The organism is Bacillus sp. FSL M7-1020, from assembly GCF_038050415.1.
GTDB lineage: Bacteria > Bacillota > Bacilli > Bacillales > Bacillaceae_G > Bacillus_A > Bacillus_A toyonensis.
Genome location: NZ_JBBOTW010000001.1, coordinates 4,334,665 through 4,348,733, shown reverse-complemented (window position 1 = coordinate 4,348,733; position 14,069 = coordinate 4,334,665). Strand labels below are relative to the sequence as shown.

Annotated in this window: 13 protein-coding genes, 1 pseudogene and 1 other annotated feature; of the genes and pseudogenes, 11 read left to right on the top strand and 3 right to left on the bottom strand. The window is 36.9% G+C overall.

The annotated features are described in order from the left end of the window. Positions 1–38: 38 nt before the first annotated feature. From MHB70_RS22325 to MHB70_RS22315, 3 genes are all read right to left on the bottom strand, one after another. On the bottom strand, positions 39–713 hold the full coding sequence (locus MHB70_RS22325; RefSeq protein WP_000579296.1) for an aspartate/glutamate racemase family protein: 675 nt from the start codon (positions 711–713) through the stop codon (positions 39–41). Between the two features lie 249 nt (positions 714–962). Continuing rightward, positions 963–1,535: a class I SAM-dependent methyltransferase gene (locus MHB70_RS22320; protein WP_000764465.1), complete on the bottom strand. Its 573-nt coding sequence runs from the start codon at positions 1,533–1,535 to the stop codon at positions 963–965. Next, a complete protein-coding gene (locus MHB70_RS22315) occupies positions 1,532–2,491 on the bottom strand; it encodes a TIGR01212 family radical SAM protein (RefSeq protein ID WP_061529456.1) in 960 nt (319 codons plus the stop codon). The genes MHB70_RS22320 and MHB70_RS22315 overlap by 4 nt, the downstream gene beginning before the upstream one ends. 115 nt (positions 2,492–2,606) lie before the next feature. Here MHB70_RS22315 and MHB70_RS22310 point away from each other — a divergent pair, with 115 nt between their 5' ends. The 11 genes and pseudogenes from MHB70_RS22310 to leuS all read left to right on the top strand — a co-directional run bounded on the left by MHB70_RS22310 (position 2,607) and on the right by leuS (position 14,050). Further along, positions 2,607–2,870, top strand: a complete 264-nt coding sequence (locus MHB70_RS22310; protein ID WP_000840865.1) for a YtzC family protein — start codon at positions 2,607–2,609, stop codon at positions 2,868–2,870. Between the two features lie 15 nt (positions 2,871–2,885). Beyond that, positions 2,886–3,035 (top strand): hypothetical protein, encoded by a 150-nt coding sequence (locus tag MHB70_RS22305; protein WP_001129345.1) that lies wholly within the window; start codon positions 2,886–2,888, stop codon positions 3,033–3,035. A gap of 136 nt (positions 3,036–3,171) precedes the next feature. Then, positions 3,172–4,194, top strand: a pseudogene (locus MHB70_RS22300) (DUF418 domain-containing protein). Between the two features lie 257 nt (positions 4,195–4,451). Beyond that, complete coding sequence (locus MHB70_RS22295) at positions 4,452–5,213, top strand: ABC transporter ATP-binding protein (RefSeq protein ID WP_000165849.1); 762 nt, start codon at positions 4,452–4,454, stop codon at positions 5,211–5,213. A gap of 16 nt (positions 5,214–5,229) precedes the next feature. Beyond that, positions 5,230–7,089 carry an FtsX-like permease family protein gene (locus tag MHB70_RS22290; protein ID WP_000897747.1) on the top strand — a complete coding sequence of 620 codons (1,860 nt, stop codon included), beginning with the start codon at positions 5,230–5,232 and terminating at the stop codon, positions 7,087–7,089. A 156-nt stretch (positions 7,090–7,245) separates the two neighbouring features. Further along, the gene (locus MHB70_RS22285; RefSeq protein ID WP_001168330.1) at positions 7,246–7,434 is read left to right on the top strand and encodes a hypothetical protein; all 189 of its coding nucleotides are present in this window, start codon (positions 7,246–7,248) and stop codon (positions 7,432–7,434) included. Between the two features lie 112 nt (positions 7,435–7,546). After that, complete coding sequence (locus MHB70_RS22280) at positions 7,547–8,113, top strand: tyrosine-type recombinase/integrase (RefSeq protein WP_000454203.1); 567 nt, start codon at positions 7,547–7,549, stop codon at positions 8,111–8,113. A 34-nt stretch (positions 8,114–8,147) separates the two neighbouring features. Then, the gene (locus tag MHB70_RS22275) at positions 8,148–8,645 is read left to right on the top strand and encodes a cation:proton antiporter regulatory subunit (protein WP_001026058.1); all 498 of its coding nucleotides are present in this window, start codon (positions 8,148–8,150) and stop codon (positions 8,643–8,645) included. 3 nt (positions 8,646–8,648) lie between these two features. Then, positions 8,649–9,872 (top strand): cation:proton antiporter, encoded by a 1,224-nt coding sequence (locus MHB70_RS22270; RefSeq protein ID WP_000380436.1) that lies wholly within the window; start codon positions 8,649–8,651, stop codon positions 9,870–9,872. Positions 9,873–10,112: 240 nt separating this feature from the next. Next, a complete protein-coding gene (locus tag MHB70_RS22265; protein WP_001137542.1) occupies positions 10,113–11,306 on the top strand; it encodes an MDR family MFS transporter in 1,194 nt (397 codons plus the stop codon). Between the two features lie 51 nt (positions 11,307–11,357). Next, positions 11,358–11,576: a binding site (T-box leader), on the top strand. Positions 11,577–11,641: 65 nt separating this feature from the next. Then, positions 11,642–14,050, top strand: a complete 2,409-nt coding sequence (gene leuS / locus MHB70_RS22260; RefSeq protein ID WP_000009469.1) for a leucine--tRNA ligase — start codon at positions 11,642–11,644, stop codon at positions 14,048–14,050. Positions 14,051–14,069: the final 19 nt, after the last annotated feature.

The following is a 14,069-nucleotide window of genomic DNA, read 5'->3' as shown; positions in this document are numbered from 1 at the left end:
AAACAAAAAACACATTTTAAAAGGGCTGTTTTCTATGTTTATGAAGATCTTTTAGTATTTGATAGATACATCCAAACAACCGCCTCAGCAAGACATTGAGCAGAATCCACAAAATCCTCACTCGCCACAACATTCAAATCAGTACATGCGATAATAGCAGTATCTATTTCATCTTTTAATTGTAAAACGAGCGCGCTCCATAATTTGCGGGCTTCTTCAATTTCTCCGCTTTTAATACAAGTAATAATTTGATTAATCATCTCCTGCCATTTTTCATTATGGAGGTATTCTATATTACGTTTTGCAATCCCGTCTTGGTAAATTCCAGCTTGAACAGTCGCTTCTGTTGCGAGAAGAGCGACTCTTTTTACAGTTTCAGGAATTGCTCGTAACGTCTCATCGACTATATTCAAAATTGGAATAGAAAGAGAATGCTGTAATTCTTCAAAATAAAGATGCGCTGTATTGCAAGGTATAGCAATAAAGTCTACACCAGCACTTTCGAGTTTTTGTGCTCCTTCAATAATCGCTTTTTTCATCGCTTCGTGATCGATAGGACGATCCATGTAAAACGGTGTTGGGCAAGAATAAATCATCATATGAGGAAAGTCTATATCATGTTTTGCTCCGTATATTGTTTGGCACTCTGCTACAACTGTATCGACGAATGGCCCAGTTGATTTTGGCCCCATTCCTGCTAGTATTCCAATCATTTTTTCGTCTCCTTTAACATTGTATATATCCATTATATAGGAGAATAACAAAAAGACGTGCAGTGAGTGCACGTCTTTTTTTGTTATGTTTTGTCGAATAATCGATATATCCAAGAAATCGTTGATATATTGTAAGTTATGATAGATATATCGAAAAAATCGTTGATATATCCCGAGTTATGATAGATATAATTGAAAAATCGTTGATATAATTACCCCGTTAATGCCCCCACTGATTAAAGTTTCACTTTATCGCTTCTCAATCGCCACAATAAATGGCGGGTTATTTTGCTGGTTAATGAAGCCGTATCGCAAAACGTGAGCTTGTTTTTGGTCGAGTTCTTCTGCAAATTTAAGTACAGCGTCGCGTTCTACTTGTCCTTCTGGATGTCCGTGGTAAATGACAAGGACGATGATACCTTCAGGTGCCATTATTTCTAATAATTGTTCGATCGCCGAGATTGTTGAGTTCGGCTTTGTAACGATATGTTTGTCTCCGCCTGGAAGGTAACCTAAGTTGAAGATTGCGCCTGTTACTTTTCCTTTTGCATCTTCTGGTAATACGGATACAAGTGTATCGTGACTATCGTGAACTAAAACAGTACGTTCGAAAAGTTTTTTTTCTTTTAGACGGATAGTAGAACTTTCAATTGCTTCTTTTTGAATATCAAATCCAAATACTTTTCCGTTATCTCCAACAATTTCAGCTAGGAAGCAAGCATCATGACCATTTCCAAGTGTTGCATCTACAGCGTAATCGCCTTCTTTAACAGCCGTTTGCAGCAGCGAGCGAGCAAACGGTAATACACGTTCTAATTTCATTTTTGTTTCTCCTCATTTGCATATTTTCCTTGCCAGCTTCCGCGGCGTACAAATTCTGCATCGATGGAATTTAATACTTCCCATTTATTTAAGCTCCACATTGGGCCAATCATTAAATCAGGTGGACCGTCACCTGTGATACGGTGCACAATTACGTCTTCTGGAATCATTTCAAGTTGGTCAACAACGAGACTTACGTAATCTTCAAGAGAAAGAAACTCCAATTGTCCTTTTTCATATTGCTTCACCATTGGCGTTCCTTTTAATAAATGAAGCAAATGAATTTTAATTCCTTGTACGTCAAGCTTCGCTACTTCACGAGATGTTTCCATCATCATGTCGTAATCTTCAAGTGGAAGACCATTAATAATATGAGAGCAAACTCTAATGCCGTGCTTACGTAATTTATTTACACCTGCAACGTAAGACGGATAATCGTGGGCGCGGTTAATAAGATTGGCAGTACGTTCATGGACAGTTTGTAGTCCAAGCTCAACCCAAAGATAAGTGCGTTTATTTAAGTCCGCTAAATATGCAACGACATCGTCCGGTAAACAATCTGGACGAGTTGCGATAGAAAGACCGACAACGTCTTTTTCTGCTAGAAGCGGTTCAAATTTTTCTTTTAACACTTCAAGTGGAGCATGTGTATTTGTGTACGCCTGGAAATAAGCGATACATTTTCCGTCTTTCCACTTTGCGTGCATTTTTTCTTTCATTTCATGATATTGCGTTATAACATCATCGCGGCGATCGCCAGCGAAGTCACCAGATCCAGCGGCACTGCAAAATGTACAGCCACCATAAGCAACTGTACCGTCACGGTTCGGGCAATCGAAGCCAGCATCTAATGAAACTTTAAAGATTTTTTCACCAAATTCATTTCGTAAATGGTAATTCCATGTATGATAACGTTTATTGTCGTTTGTATATGGAAAAGGGTTTTGAACCTTCATTACTTTCCCTCCTAAGACGAGTCAAAATGAAACAAATAAAATCCATTATAACATACTCATAAGGTTCAGATGGAAGGGACACACTAAAGGGGAATTGAAGCAAGGAGGGACAATTATGGCAGAGCGTCAATCACTTGAATCGTATATTACACAGGCGGAACAAGCGGTGGAATATGCGAAAGAGCAATTAGATCTTGGTATGAGACAAGAGCATTACAATACGATGGAGTATTCAGATGCACAGTTACAATTAGAACAAGCATATAACGATTTACAAACGATGCAACAACATGCGAATGATGAGCAACGTGAGCAGTTAAATAGAGCACGTATGGCAATTCGCCAATTGCAACATCAAATGATTATTACACCGCACTAATAAGGAGTGAATGTAATGGCGAAACGTTCAGATCAAAATAACCCAGAGCAAAAAACACAAAATGGACATAACGCTGAGTTTTCGAATGAGCTTGATCCAGTTGTGCAAGTGAAACAGCGCAACAGTAAAAAAGGACAACCTCAAAGATCGAAGCAATCAGAGTAGACCAGGTCGCAATATGACCTGGTTTTATTTTATTATATTACAATAATTTAAGATTCCTGTAAGGTTAACCGATAGTTACGATTGTCCTTTTCCAGTAGAGTAAGGAAGGATTAAATTTTATACAAGGAGTTGCTTTATGGGGAACAATATTACAAACAAACGAATTGATGAGTTAGATTACATTCGTGGTTTCGCACTACTGGGGATTATTTTAGTAAATATTCTTGCACTACTTAATATTAAAATTCCAGACCCTAATACAGTGGATGCAAGTTATCAAAGGTTTCTATACTTATTTGTAGAAAGTCGTTTCTTCTCAATCTTCTCATTCTTATTTGGAGTAGGATTCTATATCTTTATAACGAGAGCAATTGCGAAAGGGAAGAATGGATATGTTCTATTTCTACGCCGAGTAGTTGCACTATTTATTTTCGGTTTGATTCATTACATGTTTCAGCCAGGAGAGGCATTAACGTTATATGCAATTTGCGGGTTAATCGTTTTACCATTTTATAAAGCGAAAAAACAAGTGAACTTAGTTATTGGCCTTATTTTAACAATTGCTTTTAGTGTAATGGGGATTAAAGAACTATTACCACTCGGCTTAATTTTATTAGGTCTTGCTGCAGGCCAATATCGTGTATTTGAAAATCTCACGTAAAACATAAAGAAAGTCGCTATTTTTACAGGTATTATGTTTGTTTTAAGTGTCGTAGCTGTATGGTATCAATACGGGCACGTACCTGCTGAGCCATTTGTAAATATGATACTTATGAATGAGGACGGAACAATGGATGCTGCAGGCCGATTTTTAAAAATTGGTGTTACAGTTGGACCAGTCATTTCAGCTTTCTATGTGGGAGCATTAATTTTATTACTTCAATTAAAAACAGTTCAAACATTGTTAGCACCACTCAAATACTATGGTCGTATGGCGTTAACAAATTATATCGGACAAACTGCAATGATTTTAATTGCAGGAAGTGCATTTAACTTTGCGGGAAACTTAACGTACATGCAGACGTTATATGTATGTATTGCAATTTACGCAATTCAAATTGTGTTTAGTGTGATTTGGATGAAAATCTTTAAGATGGGTCCACTAGAATGGATTTGGCGTGTTATTACGTACTGGACGGTAACACCTTTAAAGAAATAAAGAGAGAAGTAGGCTGTTCCTTTTGTGGAACAGCCTACTTTTATTTTCAGCTTTTGTCGGTAAGTCAATATAATTTCATTTACGGATGTACCATTTCAAAAAGTGAACGAATTTGTATTTAAAGGAAAAAAGTCAACCTTACATGCTCAGCCTTTTTATATTACAAAAGTGTAAGGTAAATGTAATGTTAACAAATAGCAGTTCCCCTCCAAAAAGCGCAAAATAGGTAATGGAAAAACAAGCATAGGAGGATATATATGACGAAACCAGTTGTAGACGTGAAAAACGTTCAAAAAGTGTACGGTAAAAAAGGTGAGAACCAATCACACGCGTTAAAAGGTGTATCATTCTCAATTCAAGAGGGTGAGTTTGTAGGAATTATGGGACCATCTGGTTCTGGTAAAACGACATTATTAAATGTAATTTCAACGTTAGATAAAGCAACAGGCGGCGTTGTTGAAATTGCGGGTACGGATATTACAAAAATGAAGCAAGGTGAGCTTTCAGATTTCCGTTCACAAAAGTTAGGATTCATCTTCCAAGACTTTAACTTATTAGAGAACTTATCTATTTACGAAAACATTGCACTTCCACTTTCACTTCAAGGTGTTTCATCACGTAACATTGGACCGAAAGTAGAAAAAGTAGCAGATATGTTAGGAATCACAGAAATACTTCAAAAGTATCCATCTGAAGTATCTGGTGGACAAAAGCAACGTTCGGCAGCAGCGCGCGCTTTAGTACATGAGCCAGCAATTATTTTAGGGGACGAGCCAACAGGAGCGCTTGATTCTAAAAATGCAGCGAGTTTACTTGATGCGATGACAAACTTAAATGAAGATCAAGGTGTATCTATTATGATGGTTACACATGATCCGTATAGTGCAAGTTACTGTCAGCGTATTTTATTCATTCAAGATGGTGAGCTATATAAAGAAATTCACCGTGGTGGTACACGTGAAGAGTTTTATAAAGAAATTTTAGATGTGCTTGCAGACTTAGGCACACAAAAAGCGTAGGAAAGGAGACTTTGGCATGTTATTCAAACTTTCCATGTCAGGACTAAAAAGTAAGCTGAAAGATTATATCGTCTTACTGGTTGGTCTTGTCATGTCGATTTCAATTTTTTATATGTTCCAAACGTTAGCGTTAAACGAGGCCTTCCTTAAGGAAAATTCTACTATTGGTCAAATTGGATTTGTATTCCAAGCAGGTTCATTTTTACTAGCTATTATAACGTTCTTCTATATTTTGTATGCGAACTCTTTCTTACTATCTCTTCGTCAAAAAGAGTTTGGTATGTATATGATGTTAGGAGCAAAAAAACATAAAGTTACATTACTTATGTTTATTGAAACAATCGTATTAGGTGCTGCGTCTCTTGCGATTGGTATTATAGTTGGTGTAGGACTTGCAGAAGGTATCGGACAGTTATTAATGAAACAATTAGAATTTGCTGGTGAAGGCTATAAAGCATTTTATTTACCATCTATGACTGTTACTTGCATCTTCTTCTTTGCACTATTTGTATTATCAGCAATTATGAATAGTATTAAATTATCTCGTATTTCTGTATTACAACTTGTACATGCAGATGCACAAACAGAACGTGTTGCGGTAAAAGGGAAAATGACAGGTTTAGTTGCATTCCTTGCGGTTATTTTATTAGGTATTGGCTATGCATCAATGATTTATATGGAAAAACTAAGAGAAATGGGAATCATTATTGCATTAATTACAACAACAGCTGGTACTTACATGCTATTTGGATCGCTTCTTCCTGTTATTATTAAAAAGTTAAAAAGTAATAAAAAACGAAGCGAAAAAGGGCTTAACGCTTTTACTTTTGCACAATTAAACTTCCGTATTAATAGTTTAACGAAAGTGCTTGCGACAGTAGCAATGTTAGTTGCTCTTGGAGCGGGTGCAATTTCAGGTGGTATGGCGTTTAAAAATAATGTTATAAAAATGGTAGATGGTTTAGTAATATATGATTCAGTAGTTCATAACCCAACAGCTGAAGAAAAGAAAATTTTAGACGGTATTACATTTAAAGAGAAAAACGAATATCGTTACAAAGTAGATGATAAATACGTTTACTATATAAAAGAGGATTTAGAGAAAAATCGTCCTTTAGTAAAAGATATGGCAAACATGAAATCGATGAAAGATTTAGTGAATACGAAGAAAGCTTCAGAGGAACTACCAGTAGGTGCAGTTTCTAGAGACATGAATGAAACAGATGCGAACGCTAAAGAACTTCCAAAAGAATGGGTTGATGCTTTTAGTACAATCCATCCATATTATATATACGAAGATCATGCGATTAAAATTGTAGACCAAAAAATGTACGATGGGATAAATGGTAAAGAAGGTATAGCATTTATCGGAAAAGTAGATGATTTCTTAACATATACAAAAGAATGGAAAAAACTTGACGAGTTGCAGCTAGATAAATATAAAAATGTAACGGCTGAAAGAATGAACAGTAAATATCAAGCTTACGACATGTTCTACGGTTTTGCGAGTGGAACAGTGTTTATGGGCTTCTTCCTTGGCATTGCTTTCTTAGCGATGATGGCAAGTTGCTTAATGTTTAAAATTCTGTCTGGTGCATCAAAAGATATTACGCGTTATCAAATGCTTCGTAAAATCGGGGTGCGCCGTGAATTATTAACAAAATCTATTTATAAAGAGTTATTCTTAGTATTCTTATTCCCGGCAATTGTCGGTATTGCTCACGTATTAGTTGGTATGAATATTTTCGGATTTATTTTACTTGATCCGTACTTCCGTATTTGGGTACCAATTGTAATTTTCGTAGTTATTTATGCGATTTATTACTTCATTACAGTTCAATTGTATAAAGGAATTGTTCTTCCGAAAGAGGACTAATAACAAAAATACCGAGCGTAGGGCGCTCGGTATTTTTGTTATTTTCAGAAAAAATAACGAAAAACATTGATATGTTACTTAATTATGTTATAAAATATAATTAAGTAACATAAACTAAACATATAAAGTAGCAGGAAATGAAAGGAGGAATCCAACTTGCAGAAAGAAGATGGATCTTTATTTGAAGTTATAAGTATAGCGCTAAGGTCCAAAGAAGTTTTACTATTTTCATCTTTATTCCTCGTTATTTTTCTAACCGCAACGTATTTTTACAATAGTAAGTTTCCAAATCATAAATATCCAGAATTTTTAGGTGCATTAAAGTATATCGCTTCAATTGTATAGCGTAAAAAATTTAAAAGGAAATGGATAATACATGGAATTCCCATAGCATGATAAGGTAAAATGGACAACATGATGAGAAAATTACCGTTCATAAGATGAGGAGAATACATGTATGGAAGTTGTAGAGGCATTAAAAGATATAAGCCAAATTGAGGCTATGAAAAAATATTTGAAAGAGCATTCCCAGCGAGATTATCTTTTATTCGTTATTGGAATTAACACGGGTTTAAAAATTACTGAGCTCCTTAGTATGAAGTTTGAAGATGTATTAAATGAAGATGGAACTGCTAAAGAGTTTTATTCTCTTCCTGTGAAAGATGAAAAATTTAAACAAGATATTTATTTAAATACAAAAGTAAAGGAAGCGCTTTTAGCGTACGTACAATCTTTTGATGCTCAAAGAGAAAACTACGTATTTCAATCTAATAAAACGACAAATTCAATTACGCGTCAACAAGCTTATCGGGTGATTCATAATGCTGCGGAAGCAGTTGGAATTGTTGGGAAGATTGGAACGAATTCAATGAGAAAAACATTTGGGTTTCACGCGTACAAAAGAGGAATAGCGATTGCGCTACTGCAAAAACATTTCCATCACGCAACGCCATCAGAAACGCTCAAATATTTAGGTATTTCAAAAGATGAAAAGTTTAAAACGGAGATCGATGTAGATTTGTAAAAGCCGTAACTAAAAATTTTAGGAGGCGGAAAATATGAATATTAGAGAAAGTGAACTTCCGGGTATTGGTTGTAAGTTTGAAGTAATTACGAAAGGTAATGAAAAAATGGTTATCGTTATTCATGATGATGGAAGAAGAGAAATGTATCATTTTGATGTGGATCATGATGAGAGTATTTCAAGTATTTCTCTTCGCGATTCTGAAGCGAGACAAATTGCAGCTATATTAGGTGGAATGGTCTATAGGCCACAAGCGTTAGACACGATTGAGATGGCTTTTGAAGGATTATCAATTGAGTGGTTTAAAATAGAAAATAACGCACCAGTCGTACAAAAGACAATTGGTAGTTTACATGTTCGAAAAACATATAACGTAACAATCATTGCTATTTTGAAAAAGAATATGAAGAAATTTTTCAATCCAGGTCCAGATTCTATCATTGAGGCTGGTGATATGCTCGTATTATCGGGTGAAAGACATGAAGTGAAGAGAATTATTAATGAGTTGCTTTCAGCGGGAGGTGACTCATAATCGATGGATACTTTAGTCTTTGAAGTTGGAACTGCGTTAGTATTAGTAGCTTTTGCAACAATTCTCGCTGCAAAGTTAAAGTTTTCGATTATTCCGTTTCTCATTATACTTGGTATGCTAGTGGGGCCTCATGCCCCAGATTTAGGGCTTATCGATTTAAGGTTTATTGAAAGCGGAGAAGTAATTTCCTTCCTCGGCCGTGTTGGCGTCATATTCCTCCTATTCTATTTAGGCTTAGAATTCTCAATAAAAAAATTAATTAAATCAGGAAAGTCGATTGCTTTTGGGGGAACTGTTCATATATCGCTTAATTTTATATTAGGTTTGCTTTACGGATATATAATGGGTTTCCCCTTATTAGAAACATTAATTATTGCCGGAATCATAACAATTTCCTCGAGTGCAATTGTCGCAAAAGTAATTGTTGATTTAAGGCGATCTGGTAATAAAGAGACGGAGCTAATTTTAGGAATCATTATGTTTGATGATATCTTTTTAGCTGTATATTTGTCAGTTGTTTCAGGGTTAGTACTCGGAGGTGCAACGTCATTTATAGGTGCTCTTACATCTGTTTTAATCGCAGTAGGCTATATGTTATTGTTCTTTATAATCGCTCGAAAAGCTACGCCGTTCCTAAATAAAGTATTAGATATTTCGTCTAACGAAATTTTTATTATCGTAATATTCGCTATTTTATTCTTTGTGGCTGGTTTTTCAGAAACGATTCATGTTGCTGAGGCGATTGGAGCGTTATTATTAGGGCTTGTCTTTTCTGAAACAGAGCATAGTGATCGAATCGAGCATCTTGTCGTTCCGTTTCGTGATTTCTTTGGAGCTATATTCTTTTTCAGTTTCGGTTTAAGTATAGATCCATTTTCTCTTGGAGGAGCCGTGTGGTTGGCCTTAGGAGCAGTTTTCATTACTCTCATCGGTAATTTTATCGCTGGAATGGCTGCGGGACGTAAAGCAGGGTTATCACATAAGGCATCTACGAATATCGGATTAACGCTTGTATCACGCGGAGAGTTCTCCATTATTGTAGCCAATATCGGTATTGCGGGTGGCTTAATGGCAGCGATTAAACCGTTCTCTGCACTGTACGTTTTAATATTAGCATCGTTAGGTCCGTTATTAACGAAAGAGTCTGGGAGAATATACTCTCTATTAGATAAGATATTTAAATGGAGTGCTAAAGAACGTGCGAAGCGAGAAAAAGAAGTTGGATAGTTATAAAAAAGGGGAGACTGCATGAACTTCATGTAGCCTCCCCTTTCTTATATATTGTTACTGATGTCCTTTTTTGTCGGTAAGTCGATATATTTTTAAGTGGCAATCAATATAATTTCATTTACCAACATACCGTTATCTGAATTTCATCAACTATTAATCAGTTGCCTTCCTATTTAAAAACGACTACAATTTTACTGTTATATATGAACGAAAAAAAATAGAATAGGAGGGGAGAATATGCCAAGGAAAGTATGGCTATTAGTAGCTGGGATGATTATTAATGTCACGGGTGCTTCTTTTTTATGGCCTTTTAATACAATTTATTTGCATGATCATCTAGGGAAATCTTTATCAGTGGCTGGAATGGTATTAATGATCAACTCGCTTACTGGTGTAATCGGAAACTTGCTCGGCGGTGTTTTATTTGATAAATGGGGCGGTTATAAATCAATTTTAGTAGGAATTGTCATTACACTCGTATCGATTTTAGGTCTTGTGTTCTTCCATGGTTGGCCGTTATATGTTGTATGGCTAGCATTAATTGGCTTTGGTTCTGGAATGGTCTTTCCATCGATGTATGCGATGGTTGGTACAGTTTGGCCAGAGGGCGGAAGACGAGCATTTAATGCGATGTATGTTGGACAAAACGTTGGTATTGCGATTGGAACAGCGTGCGGTGGCTTAGTTGCGTCGTATCGTTTTGATTATATTTTCTTAGCGAACTTTATTTTATACTTTGTTTTCTTCTTAATTGCTTTTATTGGATTCCGTGGTATGGAAGACAAAAAAGGGTCAGAGGTACAAAAAGAAGTCGAAACGAAAAAAGGGTGGTCACTTACACCGGGATTCAAAGCACTTCTTATTGTGTGTGTAGCATATGCTTTATGCTGGGTTACATACGTACAGTGGCAAGGGGCGATTGCAACACATATGCAAGAATTAAATATTAGCCTTCGTCACTATAGTTTATTATGGACGATAAACGGAGCGATGATCGTTTGTGCGCAGCCGCTCGTTAGTATGCTAATTCGCTGGATGAAGCGTTCTTTAAAACAACAAATTATGATTGGGATTTTCATTTTTGCGGCTTCATTCATTGTGTTAAGTCAAGCGCAGCAATTTACGATGTTCCTCGTTGCGATGGTAACATTAACGATTGGTGAGTTATTCGTATGGCCAGCGGTTCCGACCATTGCAAATATACTTGCGCCGAAAGATAAATTAGGATTTTATCAAGGGGTCGTAAATAGTGCGGCGACTGTAGGGAAAATGTTCGGACCAGTCGTCGGCGGAGCAATTGTTGATTTATACAATATGGAAGTATTGTTTATCGCGATCATGGTAATGCTGGTAGTAGCGCTTATAGCAACGAGCATTTATGACAAACGAGTAAAAGTAGAAGAAACAGTTGAAGAAAAAATTGCAGTTTAGTTTGACGGAACATGTAACATGTTTTAGAATATATTTAATTAACTCATATTTGTAATAACAGTGAAAAGGAGTAGTAGTAATAGAAGCGGGTTTAGAGAGTTGACGGTCGGTGCAAGTCAATCCACGTTTCGTTATGAACTCGCCTTTGAGTTGCAGTTGTGAAACTAATAGTAGCAATTGCCGTTAATCCACGTTACGGATCTAAGCGAATGTATATTTTACATTAATTTAGGGTGGTACCGCGGGAATCTATAACCTCTCGTCCCTTTCTAGGGATGAGAGGTTTTTTGTATTTTGGGCGGTGAAAATAAATAGAATTTCAAGGAGGGTATCTCATGAGCTTTAATCATCAAGAAATTGAGAAGAAGTGGCAAGGATATTGGGAAGAGAATAAAACATTCCGTACGCCAGATGAGACAGAAAAACCAAAATTTTATGCACTAGATATGTTTCCATATCCATCAGGTGCAGGCTTACACGTAGGACATCCAGAAGGTTATACAGCGACAGATATTTTATCTCGTATGAAGCGTATGCAAGGATATAACGTTCTTCATCCAATGGGATGGGATGCATTCGGTCTTCCAGCAGAGCAATATGCACTTGATACTGGAAATAGCCCGGCAGAATTTACAGAGCTTAATATTAATACGTTCCGTAATCAAATTAAAGCATTAGGCTTCTCTTATGATTGGGATCGTGAAGTAAATACAACGGATCCAAACTACTACAAGTGGACACAATGGATCTTCTTAAAACTATTTGAAAAAGGCTTAGCTTACGTTGATGAAGTACCTGTAAACTGGTGTCCAGCGCTTGGTACAGTACTTGCAAACGAAGAAATCATTGATGGTAAGAGTGAGCGCGGTGGGCATCCGGTTGAGCGTCGTCCGATGAGACAGTGGATGTTAAAAATTACAGCTTACGGAGATCGTCTATTAGAAGATCTAGATGAGCTTGATTGGCCAGAAAGCTTAAAAGATATGCAACGTAACTGGATTGGTCGTTCTGAAGGTGCAGAAGTACACTTTAACATCGACGGTACAGATGAAAAATTCACAGTTTTCACAACGCGTCCTGATACACTATTCGGTGCAAGCTACTGTGTACTTGCTCCAGAGCATGCACTTGTTGCTGACATTACAACTGCTGAGCAAAAAGAAGCTGTAGAAGCTTACATTAATTCTGTAAAAATGAAGAGTGATTTAGAGCGTACAGAACTTGCGAAAGAGAAAACTGGTGTATTCACTGGTGCTTACGCAGTTAACCCAGTAAACGGTGAGAAATTACCAATCTGGATCGCTGATTACGTTCTTGCAACTTACGGAACAGGTGCTGTAATGGCGGTTCCAGCTCACGATGAGCGTGACTATGAATTCGCATCAACGTTCAATCTTCCAATGAAGGAAGTTGTAAAAGGCGGAGACATTACGAAAGAAGCATACACAGGTGATGGTGCACACGTAAACTCAGCATTCCTTGATGGTTTAAATAAAGAAGAAGCAATCGCAAAAATGATTGAATGGCTTGAAGTGACGAGTGCAGGAAATCAAAAAGTAACGTACCGTCTACGTGACTGGTTATTTAGCCGTCAACGTTACTGGGGTGAGCCAATTCCAGTAATCCACTGGGAAGATGGCACAATGACAGCTGTGAAAGAAGAAGAATTACCATTAGTTCTTCCGAAAACAGAAAACATCCGTCCTTCAGGTACAGGTGAATCACCACTTGCTAACATTGACGAGTGGGTAAATGTTGTTGATCCTGAAACTGGTAAAAAAGGTCGTCGTGAAACGAACACAATGCCACAATGGGCTGGTAGCTGTTGGTACTACTTACGCTACATGGATCCAAATAATAACGAAGCACTTGTAGATCCTGAAAAAGTAAAACAATGGCTTCCAGTTGATATTTATATCGGCGGTGCAGAGCACGCTGTACTTCACTTACTATATGCTCGTTTCTGGCATAAAGTATTATATGATATCGGTGTAGTTCCAACGAAAGAGCCGTTCCAACAATTATTCAACCAAGGTATGATTCTAGGTGAAAACAACGAGAAAATGAGTAAATCAAAAGGTAACGTTGTAAACCCTGATGATATCGTAGCGAGCCATGGTGCAGATACACTTCGTCTATACGAAATGTTCATGGGACCATTAGATGCTTCAATCGCTTGGTCTGAAAATGGTCTTGACGGAGCTCGTCGTTTCCTAGACCGCGTATGGCGCCTATTCGTTCAAGATAACGGTGAATTAAGTGAGAAAATTACTGATGCACCAAATAAAGAGCTTGAAAAAGCTTACCATCAAACAGTGAAGAAAGTAACAGAAGACTATGCAGAGCTTCGCTTCAACACAGCGATTTCTCAAATGATGGTATTCATCAACGATGCATACAAAGCTAATACACTTCCGAAAGAATATGTAGAAGGTTTCGTAAAAATGATTGCACCAGTTGCACCTCATATCGGGGAAGAACTTTGGAGCAAGCTTGGTTACAATGAAACAATCACATATGCAAGCTGGCCAACATTTGATGAGTCTAAACTTGTAGAAGATGAAGTTGAAATCGTTGTTCAAATTATGGGCAAAGTTCGCGCAAAATTAACAATGAGTAAAGACGCATCAAAAGAAGAAATGGAACAACTTGCACTTGAAGCAATTAAAGAACAAATCGAAGGAAAAACAGTTCGTAAAGTAATTGTCGTTCCTGGCAAACTTGTTAACGTTGTTGCAAACTAATGAATGAAAGAAAAGCTCA

Bases quoted from the DNA above. Each gene is read 5' to 3' on its own strand.
- MHB70_RS22325 (WP_000579296.1), bottom strand. From the start codon at position 713: ATGATTGGAATACTAGCAGGAATGGGGCCAAAATCAACTGGGCCATTC.
- MHB70_RS22320 (WP_000764465.1), bottom strand. From the start codon at position 1,535: ATGAAATTAGAACGTGTATTACCGTTTGCTCGCTCGCTGCTGCAAACG.
- MHB70_RS22315 (WP_061529456.1), bottom strand. From the start codon at position 2,491: ATGAAGGTTCAAAACCCTTTTCCATATACAAACGACAATAAACGTTAT.
- MHB70_RS22310 (WP_000840865.1), top strand. From the start codon at position 2,607: ATGGCAGAGCGTCAATCACTTGAATCGTATATTACACAGGCGGAACAA.
- MHB70_RS22305 (WP_001129345.1), top strand. From the start codon at position 2,886: ATGGCGAAACGTTCAGATCAAAATAACCCAGAGCAAAAAACACAAAAT.
- MHB70_RS22295 (WP_000165849.1), top strand. From the start codon at position 4,452: ATGACGAAACCAGTTGTAGACGTGAAAAACGTTCAAAAAGTGTACGGT.
- MHB70_RS22290 (WP_000897747.1), top strand. From the start codon at position 5,230: ATGTTATTCAAACTTTCCATGTCAGGACTAAAAAGTAAGCTGAAAGAT.
- MHB70_RS22280 (WP_000454203.1), top strand. From the start codon at position 7,547: ATGGAAGTTGTAGAGGCATTAAAAGATATAAGCCAAATTGAGGCTATG.
- MHB70_RS22275 (WP_001026058.1), top strand. From the start codon at position 8,148: ATGAATATTAGAGAAAGTGAACTTCCGGGTATTGGTTGTAAGTTTGAA.
- MHB70_RS22270 (WP_000380436.1), top strand. From the start codon at position 8,649: ATGGATACTTTAGTCTTTGAAGTTGGAACTGCGTTAGTATTAGTAGCT.
- MHB70_RS22265 (WP_001137542.1), top strand. From the start codon at position 10,113: ATGCCAAGGAAAGTATGGCTATTAGTAGCTGGGATGATTATTAATGTC.
- leuS (WP_000009469.1), top strand. From the start codon at position 11,642: ATGAGCTTTAATCATCAAGAAATTGAGAAGAAGTGGCAAGGATATTGG.